The following is a 25,973-nucleotide window of genomic DNA, read 5'->3' as shown; positions in this document are numbered from 1 at the left end:
CCTTACCGGACACAGCCGACCAGACCAGGAGTGTTGCAGCCCGAATCAACATGAGCAAGACTTTTTATGACATTGCTACCTGGAAGTTTGGTCGATCTGTTGAATTGGGATTCAATAAGTCGCCGCTTGATCTCTCTGGGTGAGAGCCCACTCACCGCCCGAGATCGAGGGCTCACCGCCGCCCTGCTGCAGCGGCTGGAGGGGGAGGTGCCGCCGCCCTTCTCGGTACGACGCTTCCTCCCGCTGCCCACCCTCTCGTACGGCCCTGGAGATCTCCACACTGGGGCCCCAGGTGAACGTGATTTCGGCGCGCACGTGGACCAGACGAACTACTCCGTGGTGGTGGGGGAACAGGTGGTGGTGAAGTGGCTTACCCCTCCCCTGCCCCTGCCACACCCCACCCCGGACGTCTTCGCCCACCTCGTTGAGGCCGGCTTCAACGACACAGCACCTCCTTACGCCGCTCTGACAGGCCTGTTGAACGGCCGCGACCACCTCCTGGCCTTGATCACGGGCTACCTTCCTGAAGCCAGGGACGGCTGGGAATGGTGCGTCGACGACACGGCCTCCGGCACCACCACCTTCGCCACCCACCTCGGCCACCTAACCGCCGACCTCCACCTCGCCCTCTCCACCCTGGCCCTCTCCACCCTGGACAAGGCCGACCTCGGCAGGGGTGTCGACCGATCGAGCGCCGGTGCGGAGGGGAGCCCGGCGGCGGTCAGGGCGGAGGCGGCGCTGGCCGAAGCTCTGCGGCTGACCGACGGCGAGGACGGCGAATGGCTGGCCACCAGGGTCGAGGACATGAGGCAGGAGCTTGCCGCACTGCGGGAACCGGCCGTGGTGCCGGCGAAATCCCCGCTGATCAGGATTCACGGTGACCTGCACGTGGGCCAGATCCTCAAGTGGCGGAACGGCTACGCGATCATCGACTTCGACGGCAACCCCACCATCACCGGCGAAGACCCGCACCAACCCGCGGCCAGGGACATCGCCCAGCTCACCACGAGCCTCGAGCACGTCGCCCAGGTGGCGATCAAGAGGAGAGGCACCCCACCCGGCCAAGCAGCCACCTGGGCAAGAAGGGCCCGTGCCGAACTGCTGGCCGCCTACAAGGCCCGCCTGGAAGAAAGGCAGCGACCGGACCTGTTGGACGAAAGGCTGATCCGCCCGTTCGAGGTGGAGCAGGAGTGCCGCGAGCTGATCTACGCCGCCCGCCACCTCCCCCGCTGGCGCTACGCCCCCATGGGCGTCCTGCGCACCTGGTACCCCGAGGAGAATTACGCGTGAATTCCGAGCTCTACCTGTCCGACCTGGAGTCCAAGCCGGCCTACCTGACCGAACTGGCCGACGGGCTGAGGACGGAAGACCCGTTCGAGAAGCTCCCCCGGGGCATCGGAAAGGTGCTGTTCCTGGGCATGGGCAGCTCCCGTTACGCCGCCGGCGTGGCCGCTCTGCGTCTGCGCGCCGCCGGTGTGTACGCCCACGCCGAGTACGCCTCGGCCGCCGCGAGCCTCCCGCCGGAAGCGGGCACCCTGGTCGTCCCGATTTCGGCGACCGGCACGAGCAGGGAAACGCTGGACGCCGTCGCCCGGTACGCGGGCGGCCCCGCCTACCTGGCCACCCTCACCAACCGACCGGACTCACCCCTGGCCGAGGCCGCCGACCTGGTGGTCGACATGCGCGCGGGCGAGGAGCGCGGCGGCGTCGCCTGCCGTACGTTCCAGCACACCCTGGCCCTCCTCCTGGTCCTGGAGTACAGGCTCACGGGAAGGGGCCGCGACCTGCCTGAGCTGCTCACCAGGGCGGCGGAGGCGACGGCCGACCTGCTGGATCGCCGGGACGAGTGGCTGCCCCTGGCCCTGGAGCTGCTCGACGGCCCCGACGGCGTCCACACGATCGCCCCGGCCGAGCGCCTGTCGTCGGCCGAGCAGTCGGCGCTGATGTTCCGCGAGGGCCCGCGCCGCCGGGCCGACGCCTGCGAGAGCGGCGACTGGTCGCACGTGGACGTCTACCTCACCAAGACGCTCGACTACCGCGCCCTGCTCTTCCCCGGTTCCCGCTACGACGAGCAGGCCATGGACTGGGTACGCGAGCGCGAGTCGCTGGTCATCACCGTGGGCGCCGAGGTGAAGGACGCCGCGGCGGCCGTCCGGTACGCGCACGACGACGACCCGGACGTCGCCCTGCTCACGGAGACGCTGGTGGCGGAGCTGATCGCCGCCTACTGGTGGACGGCCCAGTAGGGGCCCAGAAAGGGCCCAATAAGGGCTCAGTAGGCCCGTACGGTGAGCGCGTGCTCGACGAGCGTGATCAGCGTGCTCTTGACGGCCGGCCGCACCCGCGCGTCGGTGCGCACGATCGGCACGTGCGCCGAGAGCGTCAGAGCTTCCCGCACTTCGCTCTCGATGTGCGGGAACTCCCCGTCCCAGCCGTTCAGCCCGATCACGAACGGGAGCCCGGAGTTCTCGAAGTAGTCCACGGCGGGGAAGCTGTCGGCCAGCCGCCGCGAGTCCACCAGCACCACGGCCCCGATCGCGCCTTTCACCAGGTCGTCCCACATGAACCAGAACCGGTGCTGCCCAGGCGTGCCGAACAGGTAGAGGATCAGCTCCTGGTCGAGGGAGAGCCGCCCGAAGTCCATGGCCACGGTGGTGGTGGTCTTGCCGGGGGTGTGCCCGAGGTCGTCGATGCCCTCGGAGGCGTCGGTCATCACCGCCTCCGTGGTCAGCGGCATGATCTCGGACACGGAGCCCACGAACGTGGTCTTCCCTACGCCGAACCCGCCCGCCACGACGATCTTCGTGGAGGTGAGGCGGCTAGAGCCTGCGAAGTCCACTTAGTACCCTTTCGAGCAGGTCCTTGTCGGGAAGACCCGCATCAAGCTGCGGCTGGTACACCTTGACCAGCCCGTCCGCCTCCATGTCGGCGACCACCACTCTCGCCACCCCCAGGGGGACGCTGAGCAGCGCGGAGATCTCCGCCACGGACCGCACCTGCCGGCACAACTCACTGATCGCGCGGTATTCCCGCGTGTACGTCGTGCCGAGCTGTGCCGAGGTGGCCGAGGATACCAGTGCCTCCATGGCGAGCTCCGTGCGCGGAGTGGTCCTGCCGCCGGTTACGGCGTACATCCGGACGAGCGAACTACGCTCGGGCTCCGGATCCCCGTTATGCCACGATGCCAAGGTTCACTCCCATCACCACGGACGCGCGGCGGAGAGCTCCGCCCGTACGGCAGGCGTCAGCACCTGCCCCGCACGCTCGACCAGGATCGTCATCTGGTAGGCGACCAAGCCCATGTCACAGTCGGGTGCGGCCAGCACCGCCAGGCAGGATCCGTCGCTGATCGACATCACCAGCATCAGGCCGCGTTCCATCTCGACGAGTGTCTGCGTGACCCCGCCGCCCTCGAACACCCGCGCCGATCCCGCTGTCAGGCTCACCAGCCCGGCCGAGATGGCGGCGAGCTGGTCGGCGCGGTCCTGAGGGAAGCCGCGCGAGAAGGCCATGGGCAGTCCGTCGGCCGAGACGACCACGGCGTGCGCCACGCCGGGGACCTCCTCGACGAAGCCGGTGACCAGCCAGTTGACGTCCCTGGCGGCCTGGCTCAGCTCCTTCATGAGTCCTCCTCAAGCTCGGCGCGACCCTTGCGCACGCCCTGCTGGTAGCTGGCCAGCCGGTTGCGCAGGCGGTCTGGGGACACCGGAGGAGCGGGAACAGGCGGCGGCTGCGGATTGGCGGTGCCCGGTACCAGATTCGCGCGCGGCGTGCGCTTCGGCAAGCCGGAGTTCGTGGTGCCGTTCCCCGCGGGCTCGGCGACCGCGCCGGCGGCCTGCCAGCCCTGGTCGGCGGGAGAGGCCCAGGGCTCCTCGCGGTGGTCGGCCGTCGGGGCCGCCTTGCTGAACCAACTGCTCTCCTCGACGGAGGCGAAGATCGGCAGGAACTCGTCCTTGGAGGGCGCCGCGGGGGTCGGATACGACGATCCCGGCGTGCCCAGATCGGCGAACGACGACCCGGCAGGGCCCAGATCGGCGAACGACGACCTGGCAGGGCCACGGCCGATCAGGTCCAGTGGCGGCTGCTCGACCGAGTGGGTGTTGCTGGAGGTGAACCAGGACAACGGCTCGGGCGCGACGGCGTCGAACGACGGATGCCCGGGCGGGGGCCCGGTCAGCGGCGGCCCGGCCATCGGCTGGGCGGGGAAGGACGCCTGCCTGGGCACCTGGTGCCGCTGCCCCGCGCCGGGGATCGGCCCCGGGATCGCGGTGAGCAACATGGGCGGGACCAGCACCATCGCGGTCAGCCCGCCGATGTCCTGCCGCCTGAGCTGCACCCGGATGTTGTGCCGCAGCGCCAGCCGCCCGACCACGAACAACCCCATCCGCCGCGACACCGACACGTCCACGACGGGCGGGTTGGCCAGCCGCCAGTTGGCTCCGCCCAGCTCCTCCTGGTTCATGCCGATGCCGTGGTCGGTGACCGACAACATCAGGCTGCCGCCGTCGATGCGGCTGCTGGAGATGATGACCTTGGTGTCCCTGGAGGAGAAAGACGCCGCGTTCTCGACCAGTTCGGCGAGCAGGTGCACGACGTCGGTGACGGCCTGCCCGGCGATGGCGACGTCCGACTCCACCTGGATGCTGACCCGGTCGTAGCTCTCGACCTCGCCGAGCGCCGCCCGCACGATGTCCATCAGCTCGACCGGCTCGCTCCACTTGCGCGCGGCCTCCTGGCCGGCCAGGACGAGGAGGTTCTCGCTGTTGCGGCGCATGCGGGTGGCCAGGTGGTCGAGCTTGAACAGGTCGCCGAGCCGGGTGTCGTCGCGCTCGCCGCGCTCCAGGTTCTCGATCAGCTTGAGCTGCCGCTCGACCAGTGTCTGGCTGCGCCTGGACAGGTTGACGAACATGGCGTTGACGTTGGAGCGCAGCCTGGCCTCGTCGCCCGCCAGCCGTACGGCCTCGCGGTGCACCTCGTCGAAGGCCCGCGCGACCTCGCCCACCTCGTCCTTGGAGAAGATCCCGATGGGCGGCACCTCGGCGTTGACCTCGCCGTCACGCGATTCCCTCAGGTGCTGGACGAACTCGGGCAGCCGCTTGCCGGCGATCTCCAGTGCCTCGCCGCGCAGGCGGCGCAGCGGCCGTACGAGGGATCTGGCCACGCCGGTGGTGATCAGCAAGACGGCCACGAGCAGCGCGAGCACCGCGCCCGCGGTCACGAACGCCTGGCGGCGCTCGTCCGCGCTGAGCGCCTCGCTGCGCGCCACGATGCCCTCGGCCTGGCGCTCCTCGACCTCGCGCATGGAGTCGATGACCACGTTCGACGCGTCGAACCACTCCTGGGCGTCGTCCTTCTTGGCCAGGTCGAGCCCGCGCAGCGGCAGTCCCTTGGTGGCCCTGATCAGCACCAGTTCGCGCAGGAACAACATGCGGTCGGCGGGGCGGCCGTTGACGGTCTCGTCGAAGAAGCGGCGCTCGTCGGCGGTGGCCTCGGCGGCGAAGCCCTTGCGCTCGCCCGCCTCCCTCGACTGCTCGCCGAGGAAACGCTTGAGCTGGTCCTGGTCGAACGCGCCTTCTGCCAGGACGATGGTGACCAGCGCCTGCTGGTAGGACAGGCTCTCCTTCGCGCGGGCGAGGCCGTCGAGCATGCGCGTCTGGCGGAACAGCTCGTCGTCCACGCTGCCCTTGATCAGCTCGTTGTGGAAGGAGAGCAGGTCGTTGATCACCGTGGTGTAGAGCTCGACGGCGGGTCCCGGCAGCAGGTTGGCCTCCAGTGCCTGCTTGCGCAGGGAGGTCAGGTCGCTGAGGCGGTTGAGCAGGCTTTCGAGCTGGTCCGCGGTACGGCCGGTGGAGTCGTTCAGCAGTTGTGTGGCGACGCCCCGCACCTCTTTGGCCGACAGGTCCACCTGGTCCATCTGGGCCTGAATCTCGGCGAGCCCGGCGGGTGGCCGGTTGCGGGCGATGTACCAGGAGGTCCTGGCCCGCTCGGAGGAGACCAGGTGCGTCAGTTCGCCCAGTTCGGCGGAGAGCTGGGCGAACTGGTTCGTACGCGCGTAGTCACCGGCCGCGGACGTCGAGGACAACACCTGGATCCCGCCCAGCAGCACGGCGGCCGCCGTCGGAATCAGGATGAGAGCGACGAGTCGCGCCCGGACACGCCAATTGCGCAGGCGCCAGCCGCCTTGGCTGGCCTGCCTGACGCCCAGCTCTGTAGTCACCGAACGCACCTCGCCCGAATCGGCGTATATGAGGAGTCTGTGCCTGGGGGGAAATCAACAAGTGCGGGTTATTGGAACACATCACATGGCTCGTGGCCAAACGAACATAACGCGACAAAAGTTGGCTCGCGTGGCTCATGAGGATAGAACCTGGCACTCCATCCCGGAAGACCTTACGGCACGAAATAAACCTTTAACAGAATAAATGTCCGGCTATGGGCGGTTCGTACGTTCCAAACGAGTAACGCGCCAGGAGCACCATGATCTCCGGAAGGTCACGGCGTTGAGATTCTCGGCATTCACCACATATGTTGAGCGACGTCAATCGAGGAGGCGAGTGTGGGAGTTTCTCCCGACAACGCGGCTATCACCGTTGCGGGCCTTTGGAAGATCTTCGGCGCCAAGGCACAGAAAGTGCTGGGCACCGAGGACAGACACCTCGAACCCGCCGCGCTGAGGGAGAAGACCGGCTGCACCGCCGCCGTCAGGGACGTCAGCTTCGAGGTACGCCCGGGCGAGGTCTTCGTGGTCATGGGACTGTCGGGCAGCGGCAAGTCCACACTCGTACGCTGCCTGACCCGCCTCATCGAGCCCAGCGCGGGCCAGATCAGCATCGGCGGCGAGGACATCCGCGCCGCCTCGCCCACCCGGCTCCGCGAGATCCGCCGGCACCAGGTCAGCATGGTCTTCCAGCACTTCGGCCTGCTGCCGCACCGCAAGGTGATCGACAACGTGGCCTACGGGCTGGAGGTCCAGGGCACCGCCAAGGCCGCCAGGCACGCGCGGGCCGGCGAGATCCTCTCGCTCGTCGGCCTCGACGGCTACGCCGACGCCTACCCCGACCAGCTCTCCGGCGGCATGCAGCAGCGCGTGGGCCTGGCCAGGGCGCTGGCCGTGGAGCCGCAGGTGATGTTGTTCGACGAGCCGTTCAGCGCGCTCGACCCGCTGATCAGGCGCGACATGCAGGCCGAGGTCATCCGGCTGCACCGCGAGGTCGGCAAGACGATGTTGTTCATCACGCACGACCTGTCCGAGGCGCTCAAGCTGGGCGAGCGGATCGCGATCATGCGAGCCGGCTCGATCGTGCAGCTCGGCACGGCGGAGGAGCTGGTGGGCGCGCCGGCCGACGACTACGTGGCCGACTTCGTCCGCGACGTGCCCAGGAGCCACGTGCTGACCCTGCGCTGGATCTGCCGCACCCCCGAGCCGGACGAGCCGCTGGACGGACCGGCGTTACCGGTCACCACGGTCATCAAGGACGCCATCGGCGCCTCCTCCGCCTCCTCCCGGCCGATCCGGGTGATGGACGGCAAGGAGCTGGTGGGCGTGGTGGACCGGGTGGACCTGCTCGGCTTCCTGGCAGGCCAGGACACTGCGGTGAAGGCCGGGACATGAGCACCACGGCCGTCACCACGCCCTCCCGGCTCGGGTTGCCGAGATGGGTGGCTCCCGCGGGGGTGGCGGTGCTGTTCGTGGCGGCGTACCTGCTCTTCCAGGGGACGGGGACGCTGCCGCACGACAAGGAGGCGCCGCAGTTCCTGGCCGTCACCGACCTGCGTGAGTGGATCGACGACCACCGCAACGACAACCCGCTCTTCCTGTACTTCCTCAACTACATCCGGCTCTTCGTGGGCTCGCTCTACGAGGTCTTCCAGTCCACTCTGTACGCGCTCGGCTGGCCCGGCATCACCGGCGTCATGGGCGCGCTGGCCTGGCTCGCGGGCGGCTGGCGGATCGCGCTGCTGGCGGTCGGGAGCGTGAGCGCGTTCGGCGTGCTCGGGCTGTGGGAGTCGAGCGTGGACACGCTGGCCCTGGTCGCGGTGGCGGTGCTGCTGTCGCTGGCGATCGGGATCCCGCTGGGCGTCTGGGCCGGGCTCTCCAGCCGCGCGCGGCGGGTGATCACACCTGTGCTGGACGTCATGCAGATCATGCCGACGTTCGCGTACCTGGCGCCGCTCGCGCTGTTCTTCCACATCGGGGCGGCGGCCGGGGCCATCGCGACGATGATCTATGCGATCCCGCCCGCCATCCGCATCACCGCCCTGGCCATCTCGGGGGTCTCCCCCACCGCGGTCGAGGCGTCCGCCTCCCTCGGGGCCACGCGGCGGCAGACGTTGTTCAAGGTGCACCTGCCGCTGGCCAGGTCCACGATGGCGCTGGCCATCAACCAGACGATCATGATGGCGCTGTCCATGGTCGTCATCGCGAACCTGATCTCGGCCCCCGGCCTGGGCGGCGACATCATCCGCGGCCTGTCCCGCGCGCAGGTCGGCATCATGCTGCCGGCCGGCATCGCAGTCGTGATCATGGCCGTGATGCTCGACCGCATGATGATGGCGGTGGCCCGCCGCGACACGCACGCCAGGGTCGGCCGGATCGACGTCGTCGGAGCGTTGGTGCTGGCGGTCGCCGGGCTGGCGCTCATTCCCGTGCTGCCGAAGCTCTGGCCGGAGAACCTCACGCTCAACCTCGTCTCCGAGGTCAACGACGTCGTGCGCTGGGCGGAGACGAACTGGTTCGGGGTGACGACGTGGATCAAGGACACGACGTCCCACCTCCTGCTCAACCCGCTGGAGTCGCTGCTCACCTCGGCCCCGTGGTGGCTGGTCGCGCTCGCCGTGCTGACCGTCGCCTGGCGGTTCAGCGGCGTACGGCCCGCGCTGATCGCACTGGCCTGCCTGCTGGCGATCGCGCTGCTCGGCGTGTGGGAGCACACCATGCAGACGATGACCACGGTCGCCGTCGCGGTGCTGGTCACCCTGGTCATCGGCCTGCTGCTGGGAGTCGCCGCGGCCCGCTCGCCGCGCTATTCGGCCATCCAGCGCCCGCTGCTCGACGCCGCCCAGACCATGCCCGCGTTCGTGTACCTGCTGCCCGCCCTGGCCCTGTTCGAGACCACCCGGTTCACCGCGATCTTCGCCTCCGTCATCTACGCGGTCCCGCCGGTGGTACGCCTGGTCGAGGACGGTATCAAGGCCGTGCCCGCCACGGTCGTCGAGGCGGCCACCTCGGCGGGCTCCACGCCGGGCCAGCTCCTGTGGAAGGTGCAGCTCCCCATGGCCAGGCGGGCCATCCTGCTCGCGGCCAACCAGGGCATCGTGATGACCCTGGCCATGGTGGTCGTCGGCGGCCTGGTCGGGGCGGGGGCCCTCGGCTACGACGTGGTCACCGGCTTCTCCCAGCGGACCGACTTCGGCATGGGCTTCGTGGCCGGCATCGCGACCGTACTCCTCGGAGTCATGCTCGATCGCATCACGCAGGGCGCCGACAACAGGCGCCCTTCCCCCCGAAAGAGGAAGTTGACATGAAGATTCGCCTGCTCGCAGGCCTATTCGCACTGGGAATAGCCGCCACTGGCTGCGGCGGGGCCACAGTAGAGACCTCTCCCAGTGCCTCCGCTCCGGCCGCCGGAGCCAGCGCCTCGAACACCGCCACCGGCACGGTGAAGATCGCGATCAACCCGTGGGTGGGGTACGAGGCCAGCGCGAACGTCGTGGGGTACCTGCTGAAGAACGAGCTCAAGTACAACGTCGAGCTGCCCGAGATCAAGGAGCAGCTCGCCTGGGAGGGCTTCGAGACCGGCGATGTCGACGTCATCATCGAGAACTGGGGTCACCCCGACCTGAAGAAGCAGTTCATCGAGGAGAAGAAGACCGCGCAGGAGGCCGGCTCGACCGGCAACAAGGGCGTCATCGGCTGGTACATCCCCAAGTGGATGGCCGATGAGCACCCCGACATCACGGACTCCAAGAACCTCAACAAGTACGCCAGTCTGTTCAAGACCTCGGAGTCCGGTGACAAGGGTCAGCTCCTGTTCGGCGACCCCTCGTACGTCAGCAACGAGGAAGCCCTGATCAAGAACCTCAAGCTGAACTACAAGGTCGTCGTCGGCGGCAGCGAGGCGGCCCTGATCAAGGGCGCCCAGCAGGCGCAGGAGCAGAAGAAGGCGCTGCTGTTCTACTTCTGGGACCCGCACTGGCTGTTCAGCAAGACCGACCTGGTCCGCGTCAACCTGCCCGCCTACACCACGGGCTGCGACGCCGACCCCAAGAAGGTCGCCTGCGACTACCCGGAGATGGACCTCGACAAGATCGTCAGCACGAAGTTCGCGACGTCCGGCGGCAAGGCGTATGAGCTGGTCAAGAACTTCAGCTGGACCAACGAGGACCAGAACGCCGTCGCCGACGACATGACGAACAACGGCATGACGGGCGAGGAAGCCGCCAAGAAGTGGGTCGAGGCCAACACCGCCAAGTGGCAGGCCTGGATTCCCAAGTAACCCCTCTCGGTCGCGGCCCCGCTCCTGGGGCCGCGGTCACGGAGATCTCATGATCCGTACGAAGACGCTCGCGGGGCCACTCGTCGTGGCCCTGCTGCTGGCGGCCTGCTCCAGTGGAGAGCCCGAGTCCGCCGCCAAGGCCAAGGGCACCGTGAACATCGACATCCACGGCTGGGTCGGGTACGAGGCCCAGGCCGCGGTGCTGGCGCACCTGCTCCAGTTCGAACTGGGGTACAAGGTGAACAAGCGGCCGATAAAAGAGGACCAGTCCTGGAAGGATTTCGAATCCGGCAAGGTCGACGTGATCGTCGAGAGCTGGGGCCACAACGACCTCAAGAGGCAGTTCATCGAGGATAAGAACGTCGCGCTGTCGGCCGGCCTCACGGGCAACAAGGGAGTCATCGGCTGGTACGTTCCTGAGTGGATGGCCAAAAAGTATCCCGACATTACGGACTACCGAAACCTCAATAAGTACGCGAGCCTATTCCGGACCGAGAAAACCGGAACCGCCGGACAGGTCCTTGACGGAGATCCGACGTTCGTCACGAATGACGAAGCTCTCGTCAAGAATCTCGGGCTCAATTACAAGGTCGTCTACTCGGGCAGCGAAGCGGCTCTGATCAAGGCGGCCCAGGCGGCGACGAAGAATCGGACACCGCTGCTGATGTATTTCTACGAACCGCAATGGCTGTTCACCAAGACCAGGCTCGTCAAGGTCGCGCTGCCCCCCTACGCCGTGGGCTGTGACGACAACGCGGCCAGGGTCGCCTGCGACTACCCGCCGTACTTGCTGGACAAGATCGTCAGCCGGCGGTTCGCGGAGACGGGCGGGCCGGCGTACGAGCTGGTGCGCAACTTCACCTGGACCAACGACGACCAGAACGCCGTGGCCAGCGACATGATCAACGAGAAGATGAGCGCCGAGGACGCCGCGAAGCGGTGGGTGGACGAGAACAAGATCGTGTGGAAGGACTGGATCCCCCGTTGAGGTTCGACTTCGTCATCGTGGGCGGCGGCTCGGCCGGTTGCGCCCTGGCCAACCGGCTGAGCGCCGACCCATCGACCTCGGTGCTGGTGCTGGAGGCCGGCCGGCCCGACTACCTCTGGGACGTGTTCATCCACATGCCGGCCGCGCTGATGTTCCCGATCGGCAGCCGCTTCTACGACTGGAAGTACGAGTCGGAGCCGGAGCCGTACATGGACGGGCGGCGCGTCTACCACGCCCGCGGCAAGGTCCTGGGCGGCTCCAGCAGCATCAACGGCATGATCTTCCAGCGCGGCAACCCGCTCGACTACGAACGCTGGGCGGCCGATCCCGGCATGAAGCACTGGGACTACGCGCACTGCCTGCCGTACTTCAAGAAGATGGAGAACTGCCTGGCCGACCCCGGCACGGCCTTCCGCGGTGACCGGGGCCCGCTCAAGCTGGAACGCGGCCCCGCGCGCGGCCCGCTGTTCGAGGCGTTCTTCGAGGCGGTCCAGCAGGCCGGCCATCCGCTGACCGACGACGTCAACGGCTACCGCCAGGAGGGCTTCGCCGCCTTCGACCGCACCATCCACCGCGGCCGCCGCCTCAGCGCCGCCCGCGCGTACCTCCATCCCGTACGCGACCGGCCGAACCTGAAGGTCAGGACCCGCGCCTTCGTCGAGAAGATCCTCTTCGACGGAACCCGCGCGGTGGGCGTCCAGTGCGGCGGCGAACGCATCGAGGCCTCGGAGGTCATCCTCTGCGGCGGCGCCGTCAACACCCCCCAGCTCCTCCAGCTCTCCGGCGTCGGCCCGAGCTCGCTGCTCGAACCGCTCGGCATAGAGCCGATCCACGACCTCCCCGGCGTCGGCGAGAACCTCCAGGACCATCTGGAGGTCTACGTCCAGCACGCCTGCACGCAGCCCGTCTCCCAGCAGCCCTCCCTCGCCATGTGGCGACGCCCCTTCATCGGCGCCGACTGGCTCTTCCGCCGCCGCGGCCCCGGGGCCACCAACCACTTCGAGGCCGGGGGCTTCATCCGCTCGAACGACACGGTGGCCTACCCGAACCTGATGTTCCACTTCCTGCCCATCGCGGTCCGCTACGACGGCTCGGCGCCGGCGGGCGGGCACGGCTACCAGGTGCACATCGGCCCGATGTACTCCGACTCGCGCGGCTCGGTCCGCATCACCTCCGCCGACCCCCGCCACAAGCCCGCCCTGCGCTTCAACTACCTGTCCACGGACCAGGACCGCACGGAGTGGGTGGAGGCGATCAGGCACGCCAGGAAGATCCTCGCCCAGCCCGCGTGGGCCGGCCTGGACGGCGGCGAACTCTCCCCCGGCCCGCAGGTCCGCACCGACGAGGAGATCCTCGCCTGGGTGGCCAAGGACGCGGAAACGGCCCTCCACCCGTCGTGCACCTGCAAGATGGGCACCGACGACCTCTCGGTCGTGGACCCGGACACCATGCGCGTGCACGGTCTGGACGGGCTCCGCGTCGTGGACGCCTCGGCCATGCCGTACGTCACGAACGGCAACATCTACGCCCCGGTCATGATGCTCGCCGAGAAGTCCGCCGACCTCATCCTCGGCAACACCCCCCTGACCCCCGAGCCGGTGGAGTTCCACCGGCACGGGTAAGTCCTATCGGTCCCACAGCGCGCTGATCGGCAGAGCCGTCAGCCGGTCGCCGAAGGCCAGCGATCGCCGACCGGTGTAGAGCACGAACCCGTGGACGAACTGATCCCCAAGAGAATCTCTGAGCGTGCTCAAGCCCTTGAAGTCGCCGAGGTCGACAGCGTCCGTGGCCTTGGCCTCCACCCCGATCACGCGGCCATTGGTCCGCTCGACCACCATGTCGACCTCCGCGCCTTGGCTGACGCGCCAGTGATAGAGGTTGGTCCGGAACGGAGACCAGGTCGCCTGCTTGGCCAGCTCGTTGGCGATGAACGTCTCCACGAGCGCTCCTCGTGCGGGCGCCACCCGCGCCCCCAGCCCTTCGGCGTCCACGGAGAGCAGGTGCGCTGCGAGCCCGGTGTCGGTGATGTGCAGTTTCGGCCGTCGCACGGCCCTGGCGTTGAGGTTGCGCGACCAGGCAGGCAACGGCTTGACCAGGAACACTGTTTCCAGCAGCCCGAGGTAACGGCTGACCGTCGTGCGGTGAAGCCCCAGATCGCTTGCGGTCTTGACCAGGTTGAGCTCCTGAGCCGTGGCGGCCGCGGTGAGCCTCAGAAGTTGCCGCAGATTGCTCGGCTCGTCGATCTTCGCCATCTCACGGATGTCGGTGTCGATGATCCCCTGCACGTAGGCGCTGTACCACTCGGCTCGGGCGTGTTCCGACCGCATTGCCATGGCCTCGGGGTAGAAGCCCCTGACGATGAGATCGAAGTAGTCCGTCCGGCTGTGAGAGCTTTGCGCGGTCGCCCTGAAGGACTCTGGCTCCTCAAACGCCCTCACGAGGAAGGAGGTGTCACCGCCGACGAGTTCATGTTGTGCGAATGGCCAGACCTCGAGGATGCCCGCTCTGCCGACCAGCGACTCGCTGAGTGAAGGGGTGGCCAGGAACCTGGTCGAACCGGCGAGCACGAACTGCCCTCGCGTCGGGGAGCGGTCGACCACCTCCTTGATCGCGAGCACCAGGTCGTCGCCGCCGCGCTGAATTCCGTCGATCATCATCGGTTTCGGCCCGTCAGCGACGAACGCCTCCGGGTCGGCATGGGCGGCGGCACGCAACGTCCGATCGTCCAGGATCAGGTACGTGCCCCCGCGACAGGCCTCCAGTTGACGGAGCAGGGTGGTCTTGCCGGACTGGCGTGGCCCATTGATGATCACCACCCTGAACGACTCCAGAAACTCCGCCGCATGAGCCGCTATGCGTCGCGCAACAAGATCCAATTCGATACCTCCAACCTGCGGAAACGACATTCTACAGAGGGAGGACCGACATTTCACGGGACTTTGAACCGACACTTCGCTGAAGAAATACCGACATTTCACGGTTACCGCGACCGACACTTCACGGATCACTGAGCCGACAGTTCAGCGATCCAGGCGCTGGTAGAGGCGGACCGACAACGCGAAGAAGACGGCCGTGATCACCACCGGCCACACCACGGCCATCAGGATGGCGTGCTGGGCCACCCACGAGTCCCCGCCCCACCCAGGGTTGCCGAAGAGTTGCCTGGCCGCCGCCACCGTGGACGACAGCGGGTTCCACTCCGAGATCGCCCCGAGCCAGCCCGGCATGGTGTCCGGGGCGACGAAGGCGTTCGAGAGGAAGCCGATCGGGAACTCCAGGGTCTGGATCGCGACCACCCCGCCCGGGTCCTTGGTGAGCAGGCCCAGGTACATGCCCACCCACAACAAGGAGAAGCGCAGGAGCAGCAGCAGGCCGACGGCGGCCAGGGCGCCGGTGAGGGTGGAGGGGCGCCAGCCGACCGCGAGCCCGCAGATGAGCAGGCCCGCCAGGATCAGGACCGAGTTCAGCAGGTCGGCGACAGCGCGCCCGATGAGGACGGCCGAGGGGGCCATGGGCATGGAGCGGAAGCGGTCGGTGACACCCTTCGAGGCGTCCGTGGTGACGGCGATCATGGTGGCGCTCAGGCCGAAGAGCATGGTCATGCCGTACATGCCGGGCATGAGGAAGGCGAAGTAGCCGGCCCCGGCGGGCACCTCCACCGCGCCGCCGAACAGGTAGCCGAAGGCGAGGGTGATGACCACGGGGAAGACCACCCCGAACACCACCGTCATGGGCTGGTTGGCCCAGTGGATCAGGTCGCGGCGGGCGACCGTCCAGCCGTCGGCCAGCGCCCAGCGCAGCGATACAGCGGTCATCAGGCGCCACCTCCGGCGTGAGTGAGGTTGAGGAAGACCTCGTCAAGGGTGGGGCGGCGTACGGCGACGTCCTCGGCCTCGATCCCGGCCGCCGACAGGGCCGCGAGCACCTCCGTGAGGGCCCGCACCCGTTCGCTCACCGGCGCGCTGACGTGCCTGGTGTCCCGATCGACCTCGGCGGGCCCGGCCGCCACGCGGCCGACGATCCCGGCGGCCTCGGCCAGCCGTTCCGGGTCGTGGATCACCACGTCGAGCCGGTCGCCGCCGAGCTTGGACTTGAGCTCGTCCGGCGTGCCCTCGGCGACCACCCGGCCCGCGTCGATCACCGAGATCCGGTCCGCGAGCTGGTCGGCCTCCTCCAGGTATTGGGTGGTCAGCAACACCGTGGTGCCGCCGGACACCAGGTCGCGCACCGCGCGCCAGATCCCCGTACGGCTGCGCGGGTCGAGCCCGGTCGTCGGCTCGTCCAGGAACAGCACGGGCGGCGTAAGGATCATGCTCGCCGCCAGGTCGAGCCGGCGGCGCATGCCTCCGGAGAACTCCTTGGCCGGTCCCGTGTGCTCCAGGCCGAACCGTTCCAGCAGCTCCCCCGCCCTGGCCCTGGCCGCGGCGGCGCCGAGGTGGTGGAGGCGGCCGAACATCTCCAGGTTCTGCCGCCCGGTCAGGAGCTCGTCCACGGCGGCGTGCTGGCCGACCAGGCCGATGTTGCGGCGTACCTGGCGGGGCTGGGTGGTCACGTCGAAGCCGGCCACCTCCGCGCGCCCGCCCGAGGGGCGCAGGAGCGTGGTGAGGATGCGGACGGCCGTGGTCTTTCCCGCGCCGTTCGGGCCGAGCAGGCCGCAGACCGTGCCCTGGCCCACCCCCCACGCCGAGGACCGTCCAGCGCCGCCCGTCCAAACCCCGCAAACCGCGCACCCCGAGAACTCCCACACCCCTCAACCCGCAAAGGCCGACGGTCCTCCGGCTTCGCCCACACAAACCCCTCGATCTCCCCACACCCAGGACCCCCTGACACCCCACGCCCAGGACTCCCCCACCCCCCACACCGACGACCATCCAGCGCTGCCCGCCCAAACCCCGCAAACCGCGCACCCCGGGAACCCTCAACCCCCACACGCTCAGGGCCCTCAGCCCCATCGCACTCAGGCCCCTCAACTCCCACACACCCGAAACCCTCAACCCCCGCCACATACCCAAGGCCCTCTGACCTGGGCGCTTCCGGAACCTCCTCCCTCAGACCTGGCCGACCTCCCGGACAAGATCGCCGCCTACCGGGCCGGCTACCTCGCCGAAGACCGCAGGCTCCTCGAAAAGGCCCTCCGAGCAGGCACCATCCTGGGCCTGGCCACCACGAACGCCCTCGAACTCGGCGTCGACGTCTCGGGCCTGGACGCCGTACTGATCGCGGGCTGGCCCGGCACCCGCGCCTCCCTCTGGCAGCAGGCGGGCCGGGCAGGACGGGACGGGCAGGACGCCCTCGCCATCCTGATCGCCCGGGACGACCCGCTGGACACCTACCTCGTACACCACCCCCAGGCCCTGTTCGGCCAGCCCGTCGAGGCGATCGTCCTCGACCCCGACAACCCGTACGTCCTGGGCCCCCACCTCTGCGCCGCGGCCGCCGAGATCCCGCTGTCCGAGGACGACCTGCCGATCTTCGGCGCCACCACGTCAGAGGTCCTCGAAGACCTGGTGGCTCAAGGCCTGCTCAGAAGGCGCCCGGCAGGCTGGTTCTGGACCAGGCGCGAGCGCGCCACCGACCTCGCCGACATCCGAGGCGGCGGAGGCGCCCCCATTCAGGTCGTGGAGTCGTCCACGGGCCGCCTCCTGGGCAGCGTGGACGAGTCGTCGGCCCACACCACGGTCCACACCGGCGCGATCTATCTCCACCAGGGCGAGACCTTCCTGGTGGAACTCCTGGACCTGGACGCCGGAGTGGCCCTGGTCTCAAGCGCCAACCCCGACTACTCAACGTTCGCCCGCGACATCACCGACATTTCCATCCTCTCAACCCAGCGCTCCCACCCTCTGGGCCCCGGCGCACTGCACTTCGGTGAGGTAGAGGTGACCCGCCAAGTGGTCTCCTACCTGAAGAGACGCCTCCAATCAGGCGAAATGCTCGGCGACGAGCCCTTGGACCTCCCACCCCGCACCCTCCGCACCCGTGCCGTCTGGTGGACACTCCCCGCCTCAGCAGTGGCCCCTCTCGCCGAAGCAGGCATCGACCTCGGCGGAGCCGCGCACGCCGCCGAGCACGCCTCCATCGGCCTGCTCCCCCTGTTCGCCACCTGCGACCGCTGGGACATCGGCGGCGTCTCCACGGAACTGCACGCCGACACCGGTCTGCTCACCGTCTTCGTGTACGACGGCCACGAGGGCGGCGCCGGCTTCGCCGAACGCGGCTACGCCCGCGCCACCGACTGGCTGACGGCCACACGCGAGGCGATCACGTCCTGCGAATGCGAACGAGGCTGCCCTTCCTGCATCCAATCCCCGAAATGCGGCAACGGCAACGAGCCCTTGGACAAACGAGGCGCCATCCGCCTCCTCAACACACTCCTGGACACCCAATAACCCAATCCGAAACCGGCAAGCGATACCCCGAGCCCCGTACCAGAATCAATCACCAACCAACCCATGCGGAGCCCAACAGAAACGCTCCACAACAGCACTGAGGACACCATCCGCCACCGACACCCCGACAGCCCTAACCCCACCAAGAACCAGGCCTGACCTGCCCTGTCGCCACAGGCCCGCACATCGCAGCATGAGGACCCCCGCACATCGTCGAAGCCCATTCCTGCACCGGCGAATCGCGACCCCATCGAGAGGTTTCGGCGCCTTCGGTTAAGAGCCCACCCTCGCGGCACGACGGAATATCAAACCAACCGTCGACCTACTAACTTTCACCACCCCGGTGCCGACGACCGGCATAAGCCTGCCCATCATGCTTTCCGTCACCATCGTCTTCATCAGCGGCCCAGAAATCGGCCACCCCTGGCTGCGGACGTTCCCAGAACCCGCTGTCCTCCATGGACCTCGGTGACGGCGGCAGGTAATCGTCCCAGCGCTCTTCCAGGCGCACGGCAGGCGTGACGATCGGAGCGGAGGTCTCCGGCACTTCTGTAACCGCCGAACTCGGCAAGGCGATATGAACCGCTCCCGGCGACTCCTCGGACCGCGACAGCGACTCCTCGGACCGCGGCAGCGACTCGGCCTCCGACACCGGTCGCCCACTCGAAGCGCTGTACGGCGCCTCCGCACCCCACCCCGTTCGCAGCCCCCGAGCACCGTTCGGCAGCCCATCCTCCGACCCTGGTTGCTCAGCACGAGCGCTGATCGGCGGCCTGCCCTCTGTCCTCGGCCGCTCAGCACGCGCGCTGTACGGCACCCCATACCCCGACGCCCATCGCTCAGCACGAGCGCTGGACGACACCCCCTCCACCAACCCCGGCCGCTCAACATGAACGCTGGACGACACGCCGTCCGCCGACCCCGGCCGCTCAACACGAGCACTGGACGGAGCCCCACCCTCGGGCCCTGATGGCTCAGCCCGGGACGGAGACGCCGGCTCTGGGACGCGAGTTTTGGCGACGGCCAGGATGACGGCCGGCCGACGTGGTGGCGCCGTGGTGGTCGGAGTGCTGCCGGTCTCCTGCTTGGCCTGCGCTCCACGGTTCGCGTTGGCGGCCTGCGCCGGCGTACCGCTGTCACCAGGGGGTGAGGTGACGGACGCGGCGCCGGGCCCGGCGGTGGACAGCGCGCGGCGCCTGGCCCAGGCGCCCGCGTGGGCGCCGAGCAGCAGGAGGAGGATGCCTCCTGCGACGTAGAGGCCGTACTGGCCGATGTTCCCGATCGGAGACTCGCTCGACTGGGCCTTCACCCCATCGCTCTGTACGGGAGCCGAATCCGCCCCGTCTTTCGCATCGGCCGGAACCAGCTCGCCATTCTCGCCCTGCTCGTCGGCGGTCGGAATCGGCAGGTTGCCGCTCGAATCAGCGTCGGGTATGTCTGGCAGCTTCGTGGTTGTGGACTTACGAGTCGGACTGGTCGAAGGGAGGGCCTGCTTCTTGGCGGGCAGCGTGGGCAGTGCGTCGACGCTCTTGGCGTCTCTGTTCTTCGTCGCTTGATCGGTGGTGGTCTTCTTCTTCGTCGGCCGGGCTGAGGTCACGGCGGGGAAGGAGATGTACGCGGCAGCCGAATCGCCCGACTCGACCGATCCGCCATCGCCATCACCCCTGAACGCCTTCACCGTGAATCCCACCTTCTGCCCCACCGCCTTGGCCGGCACGGCGAGCACCGCCTTGCACGAGGAACCCGAGCACGCGCTGTCGGCCGGCAGCCTCCCCACCACGCCGGACTGGGTGTTGGAGACCTCGTAGGACTGCAGGTCAGGCTCGGTTCCCCTGCTCCAGGTCACGAGGACCTTCTCGGTGCCCTGCCTGCTCGCGTTCACGTTCCCCGGCGCCTCGGCGGGACGACGCAGCTTGAACGTGCTGGTCGCGTAGCTGGTCCCGGTGATCTCTCCCTTGAGCGTGACGGTGAAGGTCCCGTTGGGGGCGTCGCCCGCCGCGAACGTACCGGAGATCGTCTGGTTGGCCCCACCGCCGGCCACCTTCTGGCTGGAGGTGGAAGGCCCATCGACGTACAGCCCCATATTCAGCTGCACCAGCCCCGTACGCGCGGAAACCGTGACGGAGGCATCCGAAACCACCTGGCCATCGGAGGGCGCGGTGATCTGTCCCGAGGAGTCAGTACGCCACAAGGATGGGGTCTGGCCAGAGGACGTGAACCGATCCGTCGCCACAGCAGCTTGAGCGGAGCCGCCAAGCGCGATGGAAGCGGCCACGATCGTCCCTGCGGCCACCACTCTGCCGACTACCGTCACGACGCTTCCCTCCATCGAGAGCCTCGCGCCGCCTGAGCACCCTCAGGGCGTTCATGCGACGACCGGAAGTGCAGTCCGCCCGGCCGATACGGTCACCGACCGTCCCCGGACCCGCACCCTAGCGACTGCGTTCCTGCTCTCCTAGAGCCCCTGTCGCATACGGCATGGACCGAGGGTAAGCGGAACCTTACGGGAAATAGTCAACTCTTGGACACCACGTCCAAGAAGTCGTGACTCGATTGCGACATTGTCTCTCGAGCCACAACCGCCACAAAGCGCCCCACCGTCGAACGGCACCCTTTTCAACTGCTGTCTTGCATGTACGAGGGCTCGCCGTCGGCCCTCTTGTCGGGAGGGCCCGGCCAATTTCGTGGTCGCACTTGTCGATCTACCGCACCACATCAGTTCTGTCTCTTATGCCAGGCTCTTCCTGATGACCGTTTCTGGCCTGCAGTGGGGTTGCCGGGCCGGCGCGTGATCTGCCCGTCAGGGTTCGAGAGCCTAATAACGGGAGCGAGAGCCGTAACGCGGTCCAGACGTCGGCGATATCGTCGGTGATCTTGCATTGCGTCAGCTCGACGTCGTTCTGAGCGGCCAGCGTGGAAGCTCTCTCGCAGGCTCCTTCCGGGTCGATCAGCGCCAGCTTGGCGGCGGCCAGGGCGCTGAGGTCGGCGGCGCTGTTGACCCGATGGTGGGCGACACGTATGGAACCCACCGTGGCGAGCGCTGTGGCGACTACCATGAGCAGGCCCATGAGCGCCACGCCCCAGATGGTTGCCGAGCCGCGGTCTTTGGGGTTGATCGGTATCTCCTGGTTTGGGGGGCGGCGTGGGGTCAATGTTCGGTGCTTGCGGTGGCGGTGGCCGATACGTGGACGCTGGGTAGGGATTCGGCCCAGGAGGGGCGTACTTCTATGGTGATCTGCACCTTTGTCAACTCTTCCTCGCGGGTTATGGCTACTTGAGCGTTCGGGCTGGTGGCTGCTCGGGCGAAATCGCGGACCTGGTCCAGCGGCTCGCCTCTCGCGGCGGCTCGGGCAGCCGCTCGTACGGCGTCCACGCATTCGAGTTGGACGCCGACGGCTTGAATCGCCCACAGGGCGGCTGCCAGCACGATCATGAGAGCGGGCAGCATCACGGCGGTCTCGGCCGTCACAGAACCCCGCGATGCTGGCCGCTTGGCGCTCATGAAGGTCCGCTTGGGGCGGGGTGTCATTCCTTCGCGGTGTTGAGTGCTCGGTTGATGAGGGATGTCAGCATTTCCTGGACCTCCGGGCTGCTCACGACCTTGAAAAGGAGAGCGGCGAAAGCACAGGCGGCTATGGTGCCCACCGCGTACTCGGCGGTTGACATGCCGCGCTCTCGATTGACGGCCGCGTAGTGGAGCCATTTGTTGTATCGCGGCCAGGCGCTTCTCGTGCGTCGACTCGGGGCCAGAGAGGGTGTCGATGCGTGCTTGTTCGGGGTGGCGGGGGCTTCTTGCTGGTTGGTGGGGGTGCTTGGGGTCGACTCGTGAGTGTCTGGAATGGTAGGTGTGATGGCGCGGGTGGCTGTGGCTTCTGTTGCCTGGCGAGGCTCGTTGACGGTGCCGGTGGCTGTGGCTTCTGTTGCCTGGCAAGGCTCGTTGACGGTGCCGGTGGCTGTGGCTTTTGTTGTCTGGTGAGGCTCGTTGAGGGTGTTGGTGGCTGTGCGCTTTCGCCCTGCGAGGGTCGGGCTTCCGATGATGTGGCTGCTCGATGTGGGGACGCGTGCTGGGGTGGCTTTGATGTCGTCTGGCGTGGTGGCGGGACTGTGCATCTTGCCTCCAGGTGTTGGAGCCGGGAGTTGTGCCCGGCGGGAGTCCAAGGGTCGCGGAGGCGGGGTGGCCGCCGATGGACCGAACGGCGTTCTGTGGAGAACCAACGCTTATCCACAATCAGAGGGGTGACCTGGGGATATACGGCTGCGCTGCCCCGCGGCGGCCAGTAAGCGGCCTGTCGCTGGTGTTTCCGCTGGTCAGCACCTCATCGGCGATCGGGAGAACAACTGTGGGGCGAGGGGCGTCACATCTGCCATGAGTGAATGCATTCGCGAGGCTCATCCGGAAAAGGCTTCTGACGGCGAGGGCCGGTCCGCGCAGGTTGAACGACATCTCGACTGGGAGGGGTGCTTCAACGTGCGCGATCTCGGGGGGATTCCGGTGTCCGGGGGCGGTGTCATCCGTGCGGGGTCAGTGATTCGTTCGGACAACCCGGAACGACTCACCGCGGTCGGGTGGGCGGCGCTCGCGGGGCACGGGGTCCGGACCATCGTCGATCTGCGAAACGACAGGGAACGCCAAGATGATCAGTGGGGCCGGCCTGCGGGGCTGACGACCGTACAAGTGCCGTTGGATGATTCTGCCGACACGACGTTCTGGACTTATCTGCGGGAGAACGAGCTTGATGGTTCGCCGCTCTACTACCGCGTGTTCATCGAACGCAAGGCGCGGTTCTGTGCCGCGGCCGTCGCCGCCGTCGCTCGTGCGCAGCCAGGAGGGGTGCTCGTTCACTGCGGGCTGGGGCGCGATCGGACCGGTCTGATCGTCATGTTGCTGCTGGCGCTCGCGGGGGTTCGGCCCGAGGACATCGCTTCGGATTATGAACTGAGCACGGATCGGCTGCCTCCGCTCTTCGAGGCGCTGGAGGTTGATGACCAGACCGATGAGATACGGGGGATTCTGGACAGGAAGAACACCACTGCTCGGGCTGCTCTGTTCGCCGCGTTGGACGGGCTGGATGTCGAGGCTCATCTCCGCGCGGCTGGGCTTGGCGATGGTGATCTCGTCGCGCTTCGGGGGCGGCTCGTACGGTAGTCGCGGTCGCTGTTCGGGTGAGGTCGGGACCCGTCCGTGTGAGGTCGGGACCCGTCCGGGCGAAGTTCGCGGTGCCAGCGTGGGTCGTCTTTGCGCGCCTTGCGTATCGCCAGGTGGTCGCGTTGGCGTGGGTCGCACGGGTGCTGGGTGCGGGGCTCGGGCTGTCGAGCCCTTTGGCCGTCGTGCGGGGAAGGTCGGGCGACCTGGGCAGCCGGGCTCGGATGTCAGGCGTTCCGCTGAGGATGCGAGACCTGCGCGGCTGGGCACTTCTGCCACCCTGCCGAGGACCTGGGGCGGCTGGGACGAGCTTGCCGCTGGGGCGGTTTCGAAGGTGCCAGCCCGGTCTGCGTCCTCGGATGAGGGATCAAGGCGCAGACCGGGCTTTCGTTTCTCCGGCGGCGGGCGGATGGCCGGTCGTTATTTGGTCACGTCGCGTCGCAGATTGCTGAGCGTGAGCAGCAGTTCCGAGCGGATGGAGGTGAGGTGTTCGTTCATGTGGCGTCGGAGGCCTGCGAGTTCGTCGCTGAGGGCGGCCAGGTCTTGTCTCACCTCTGCCCGGATCTCGGAGAGGTTGGTCAGCGCCAGGACTATGCCCATCGTGATCACGATGATGTCCTCGCGAGTCAGGGGGCCTGGTTCGAATTCCTGGATGCGCAGCATCAACTCGATGATCTGTGCCTCTACGTTCACTCATTCCACCTTTACGACACTGTGGAGGCGATCCCGATACCTGTGACGCGGCTCGGGGTCCGACGGTGAGCACAGTGGCAGATGAATCGAGCTGGTGCAGACGTCTCCCCTAGTCTGGGTGTGGTTCTTTCTCCTGGAGCTCGGCGTGTTTCTCCCCTGGGTTGCGTTCAGACCTCCGTGGCCCGAGCCCCAAGGTGCCCGCGTCGCTGACCTTGGTGAGGTTTCCCGTTGCGCGGACAGTTTGTGCTGACGAACTGGCCCTCTCTGGAGCTCGACAATCGCGGCGCTGACCTGACCTTTCTGACCGCTGGGGAGGGGGAACGCGAGTCTGACCGCTGGGAAGGGGGAACGCGAGCGTCGCGATCGCCTCCAACGAGTCGTTCCGGCAAAGCGCACATGCTCGCGCGAACATGTGCGAGGTGGTGCGTGGAGTAGTACGGGTTGGTTGGGTGCGATCATCGTGCAGATGGACGCTTGCATCTTTTGCGAGATCGTTGCCGGTCGGGCTCCCGCCTATCGGGTGCTGGAGGACGAACACGCGGTGGCGTTCTTGGACATCGCCCCTGCTACGGCGGGTCATACGCTCGTCATCCCCCGGGGGCATGCGCGGGATCTGTGGGAGCTGTCAGAGGATGCCTGCGCGAAGGTTGCTCGGCTGGTGCATCGCGTGGGCGCCCTGCTGCGGGTGGCGCTGGCCCCGGACGGACTGTCGGTCACCCATGCCACGGGGGAGGCGGCCGGGCAGGAGGTCTTTCATTACCATGCTCACGTCGTTCCGAGGTGGCGGGATGATGACGCGAGGGTGATGTGGCGTTCTCGGCGCGCTTCCTCTCAGGAGCTTCAAGAGGTGTTGGCACGGGTGATCGAGGCTCGAGCGCGGCTCACGCGGCGACTACGCGCTCCTCGTATGACTGACAGGGTCATCCCCCGCGGGCACGGAGATGAGTCCTTCGGGTAGCCGAGAGCCCGTGACCTCGGCACGGATCATGGCCGTGAACAGTTCAGGCTTTTCGCCGCTCCACCCATGTCCCACGCCGGACGCCAGGCAGGCTTCGCCATGGGGAAATGTTGCGGCGATTTCGGCCAAGGATCGCTTCGTGAGATCGTGCTCGTTCTCACCGGCCACTGCCAGGATCCGGCATCCGGAGTTCTTGGCCCGCGACGGAAGCCGGAAGTCGAGGGCTTCGCTGCTGACCTTGCGGAATGCCTGCCGGGTGGTGGCCCGTGCGGCTCTCTGGTAGCCGTCGCTGTCGGCGGCGGGGACGTTGAGCGCGCGAGCATTGGCTCGCAGTACCGGCCCCCATTTCATGACCGGTGCTATCAGCGCACTCATGAGCCGCAATCTGCCCGGGTTGGGGAACGGCAGCACGTTCACCCCGCTCACAATCGCGCTGGCCACCATCTCGGGAGCTGTCGCGGCCAGATAGACGCCCACGTAGCCTCCCAAGGAAAGCCCGACGATGTGCGCCCGGCCCGACGGCACCCGCTCGGAGACCGTCTCGGCTACCAGACGGGCGGTATCGGCGATCGAGACCCATGGGCTCGTGTTGCTCTGCCCATGTCCTGGCAGGTCGGGAACGATTACACGCATGTCGGTCGCCAGTGCGGAGACCTGCTTGGTCCACATCCAACCGCTGGTGCCCACTGCGTGCAGCAGCACTACCGTCGGAGCGTCGACCGGACCTGCCTCTTGGACAAAGATCGCCATACTGGCCATGCTGGCACAGCCTTCTCTGACCGTGCGGGCCTCACTCTCATTCTTCTGCGCAGTAGTGCTTGTTGTCATTGAAGACAGCACCGTTGCGGCATCTTCACCCGGCGGTTCCACGCAATCTGATGCGCCGTTCATGCGACGGTTCCGAGTCACCACGTGCGCCGTCCGGGTGGGTCGCACAGACCCACATGGGTGACCCGAGAGAGAAGTCAGTGGCATTACGGGATGATGATAGTGGAGGCTAGGCCAGCTATTACCGGGATGATTCCAAGGAGAACGAAGGCCGGTAGGAAGCACAGGCCCAAAGGGGCTACCGCCTTTACGCCGACGCTTCTGGCTGATGCGACCGATTCCGCTCTGGCTGCTTCACGGGCGTCGTCTGCCAGGCGTGTCAGGACGTCGGCTACGGGGGCGCCGCTTTGAACCGCTCGGCTCATGGCCCGGGATAGTCGGCCCATGGCTGGGTCTCTGGCGAGGGCGGTCCAGGTCGGCTCTGGGTCGGCACCCAGTCGCAGTTGGTTGCTTACCCAGGTCAGGCGTTCGCCGAGCG

The 25,973-nt window shown here is 67.6% G+C and carries 24 protein-coding genes; 10 read left to right on the top strand and 14 right to left on the bottom strand.

Annotated features, from left to right (window positions below):
- Positions 1–126 precede the first annotated feature (126 nt).
- The gene (locus tag ACFPZ3_RS48370) at positions 127–1,290 is read left to right on the top strand and encodes a phosphotransferase (RefSeq protein ID WP_379521176.1); all 1,164 of its coding nucleotides are present in this window, start codon (positions 127–129) and stop codon (positions 1,288–1,290) included.
- Positions 1,287–2,246: an SIS domain-containing protein gene (locus tag ACFPZ3_RS48365; RefSeq protein WP_379521175.1), complete on the top strand. Its 960-nt coding sequence runs from the start codon at positions 1,287–1,289 to the stop codon at positions 2,244–2,246. Before ACFPZ3_RS48370 ends, ACFPZ3_RS48365 begins: the two co-directional genes overlap by 4 nt.
- Positions 2,247–2,272: 26 nt before the next feature.
- On the opposite strand, the gene ACFPZ3_RS48360 is transcribed toward ACFPZ3_RS48365, so the two are convergent.
- The 4 genes from ACFPZ3_RS48360 to ACFPZ3_RS48345 all read right to left on the bottom strand — a co-directional run bounded on the left by ACFPZ3_RS48360 (position 2,273) and on the right by ACFPZ3_RS48345 (position 6,217).
- Entirely contained in the window at positions 2,273–2,839 is a 567-nt protein-coding gene (locus ACFPZ3_RS48360) for a GTP-binding protein (RefSeq protein ID WP_379521174.1), read from the bottom strand.
- Positions 2,820–3,134, bottom strand: coding sequence for a DUF742 domain-containing protein (locus ACFPZ3_RS48355; protein WP_379521225.1), 315 nt, complete (start codon positions 3,132–3,134; stop codon positions 2,820–2,822). Before ACFPZ3_RS48355 ends, ACFPZ3_RS48360 begins: the two co-directional genes overlap by 20 nt.
- A 66-nt stretch (positions 3,135–3,200) precedes the next feature.
- Positions 3,201–3,623 carry a roadblock/LC7 domain-containing protein gene (locus ACFPZ3_RS48350; protein WP_379521173.1) on the bottom strand — a complete coding sequence of 141 codons (423 nt, stop codon included), beginning with the start codon at positions 3,621–3,623 and terminating at the stop codon, positions 3,201–3,203.
- A complete protein-coding gene (locus tag ACFPZ3_RS48345; protein WP_379521172.1) occupies positions 3,620–6,217 on the bottom strand; it encodes a sensor histidine kinase in 2,598 nt (865 codons plus the stop codon). Before ACFPZ3_RS48345 ends, ACFPZ3_RS48350 begins: the two co-directional genes overlap by 4 nt.
- Before the next feature lie 339 nt (positions 6,218–6,556).
- Here ACFPZ3_RS48345 and ACFPZ3_RS48340 point away from each other — a divergent pair, with 339 nt between their 5' ends.
- From ACFPZ3_RS48340 to betA, 5 genes are read left to right on the top strand one after another with little or no spacing between them, the layout of a single operon-like run.
- Positions 6,557–7,612 (top strand): quaternary amine ABC transporter ATP-binding protein, encoded by a 1,056-nt coding sequence (locus tag ACFPZ3_RS48340; protein WP_379521171.1) that lies wholly within the window; start codon positions 6,557–6,559, stop codon positions 7,610–7,612.
- Entirely contained in the window at positions 7,609–9,525 is a 1,917-nt protein-coding gene (locus ACFPZ3_RS48335; protein ID WP_379521170.1) for an ABC transporter permease, read from the top strand. Before ACFPZ3_RS48340 ends, ACFPZ3_RS48335 begins: the two co-directional genes overlap by 4 nt.
- Positions 9,522–10,496 carry an ABC transporter substrate-binding protein gene (locus ACFPZ3_RS48330; RefSeq protein ID WP_379521169.1) on the top strand — a complete coding sequence of 325 codons (975 nt, stop codon included), beginning with the start codon at positions 9,522–9,524 and terminating at the stop codon, positions 10,494–10,496. Before ACFPZ3_RS48335 ends, ACFPZ3_RS48330 begins: the two co-directional genes overlap by 4 nt.
- A 49-nt stretch (positions 10,497–10,545) precedes the next feature.
- Positions 10,546–11,484 (top strand): ABC transporter substrate-binding protein, encoded by a 939-nt coding sequence (locus ACFPZ3_RS48325; protein ID WP_379521168.1) that lies wholly within the window; start codon positions 10,546–10,548, stop codon positions 11,482–11,484.
- Positions 11,481–13,106 carry a choline dehydrogenase gene (betA, locus tag ACFPZ3_RS48320; protein WP_379521167.1) on the top strand — a complete coding sequence of 542 codons (1,626 nt, stop codon included), beginning with the start codon at positions 11,481–11,483 and terminating at the stop codon, positions 13,104–13,106. Before ACFPZ3_RS48325 ends, betA begins: the two co-directional genes overlap by 4 nt.
- A 3-nt stretch (positions 13,107–13,109) precedes the next feature.
- Here the strand turns inward: betA and ACFPZ3_RS48315 are convergent, their stop codons facing one another.
- The 3 genes from ACFPZ3_RS48315 to ACFPZ3_RS48305 are packed head-to-tail and all read right to left on the bottom strand — an operon-like array spanning position 13,110 to position 16,159.
- Positions 13,110–14,492, bottom strand: coding sequence for an ATP-binding protein (locus ACFPZ3_RS48315; protein ID WP_379521166.1), 1,383 nt, complete (start codon positions 14,490–14,492; stop codon positions 13,110–13,112).
- 12 nt (positions 14,493–14,504) lie between these two features.
- Positions 14,505–15,299, bottom strand: a complete 795-nt coding sequence (locus ACFPZ3_RS48310) for an ABC transporter permease (RefSeq protein WP_379521165.1) — start codon at positions 15,297–15,299, stop codon at positions 14,505–14,507.
- Entirely contained in the window at positions 15,299–16,159 is an 861-nt protein-coding gene (locus tag ACFPZ3_RS48305; protein WP_379521164.1) for an ATP-binding cassette domain-containing protein, read from the bottom strand. Before ACFPZ3_RS48305 ends, ACFPZ3_RS48310 begins: the two co-directional genes overlap by 1 nt.
- Here ACFPZ3_RS48305 and ACFPZ3_RS48300 point away from each other — a divergent pair.
- The gene (locus ACFPZ3_RS48300; protein ID WP_379521163.1) at positions 16,146–17,873 is read left to right on the top strand and encodes a Zn-binding domain-containing protein; all 1,728 of its coding nucleotides are present in this window, start codon (positions 16,146–16,148) and stop codon (positions 17,871–17,873) included. The two genes, ACFPZ3_RS48305 and ACFPZ3_RS48300, sit on opposite strands and share 14 nt — an antisense overlap.
- Before the next feature lie 325 nt (positions 17,874–18,198).
- On the opposite strand, the gene ACFPZ3_RS48295 is transcribed toward ACFPZ3_RS48300, so the two are convergent.
- The 4 genes from ACFPZ3_RS48295 to ACFPZ3_RS48280 all read right to left on the bottom strand — a co-directional run bounded on the left by ACFPZ3_RS48295 (position 18,199) and on the right by ACFPZ3_RS48280 (position 21,983).
- Positions 18,199–20,202, bottom strand: a complete 2,004-nt coding sequence (locus tag ACFPZ3_RS48295) for a hypothetical protein (protein WP_379521162.1) — start codon at positions 20,200–20,202, stop codon at positions 18,199–18,201.
- A gap of 373 nt (positions 20,203–20,575) precedes the next feature.
- Complete coding sequence (locus ACFPZ3_RS48290; RefSeq protein WP_379521161.1) at positions 20,576–21,025, bottom strand: Rv3654c family TadE-like protein; 450 nt, start codon at positions 21,023–21,025, stop codon at positions 20,576–20,578.
- Positions 21,022–21,342, bottom strand: a complete 321-nt coding sequence (locus tag ACFPZ3_RS48285; protein WP_379521160.1) for a TadE family type IV pilus minor pilin — start codon at positions 21,340–21,342, stop codon at positions 21,022–21,024. The genes ACFPZ3_RS48290 and ACFPZ3_RS48285 overlap by 4 nt, the downstream gene beginning before the upstream one ends.
- A gap of 56 nt (positions 21,343–21,398) precedes the next feature.
- On the bottom strand, positions 21,399–21,983 hold the full coding sequence (locus tag ACFPZ3_RS48280; RefSeq protein ID WP_379521159.1) for a DUF4244 domain-containing protein: 585 nt from the start codon (positions 21,981–21,983) through the stop codon (positions 21,399–21,401).
- 256 nt (positions 21,984–22,239) lie between these two features.
- Between ACFPZ3_RS48280 and ACFPZ3_RS48275 the strand changes: the two genes are divergently transcribed.
- Positions 22,240–23,019, top strand: a complete 780-nt coding sequence (locus ACFPZ3_RS48275; RefSeq protein ID WP_379521158.1) for a tyrosine-protein phosphatase — start codon at positions 22,240–22,242, stop codon at positions 23,017–23,019.
- Positions 23,020–23,436: 417 nt separating this feature from the next.
- On the opposite strand, the gene ACFPZ3_RS48270 is transcribed toward ACFPZ3_RS48275, so the two are convergent.
- Positions 23,437–23,709: a hypothetical protein gene (locus tag ACFPZ3_RS48270; RefSeq protein WP_379521157.1), complete on the bottom strand. Its 273-nt coding sequence runs from the start codon at positions 23,707–23,709 to the stop codon at positions 23,437–23,439.
- Between the two features lie 466 nt (positions 23,710–24,175).
- Between ACFPZ3_RS48270 and ACFPZ3_RS48265 the strand changes: the two genes are divergently transcribed.
- Entirely contained in the window at positions 24,176–24,667 is a 492-nt protein-coding gene (locus tag ACFPZ3_RS48265) for an HIT family protein (RefSeq protein ID WP_379521224.1), read from the top strand.
- Here the strand turns inward: ACFPZ3_RS48265 and ACFPZ3_RS48260 are convergent.
- Together ACFPZ3_RS48260 and ACFPZ3_RS48255 are read right to left on the bottom strand one after the other, a co-directional pair.
- Entirely contained in the window at positions 24,602–25,558 is a 957-nt protein-coding gene (locus ACFPZ3_RS48260) for an alpha/beta fold hydrolase (RefSeq protein WP_379521156.1), read from the bottom strand. The two genes, ACFPZ3_RS48265 and ACFPZ3_RS48260, sit on opposite strands and share 66 nt — an antisense overlap.
- Before the next feature lie 83 nt (positions 25,559–25,641).
- On the bottom strand, positions 25,642–25,973 hold a 332-nt coding region (locus tag ACFPZ3_RS48255; protein ID WP_379521155.1), incomplete at its 5' end, for a type II secretion system F family protein.

The organism is Nonomuraea insulae (assembly GCF_042656245.1).
This window is presented reverse-complemented; position numbering and strand designations above follow the sequence as displayed.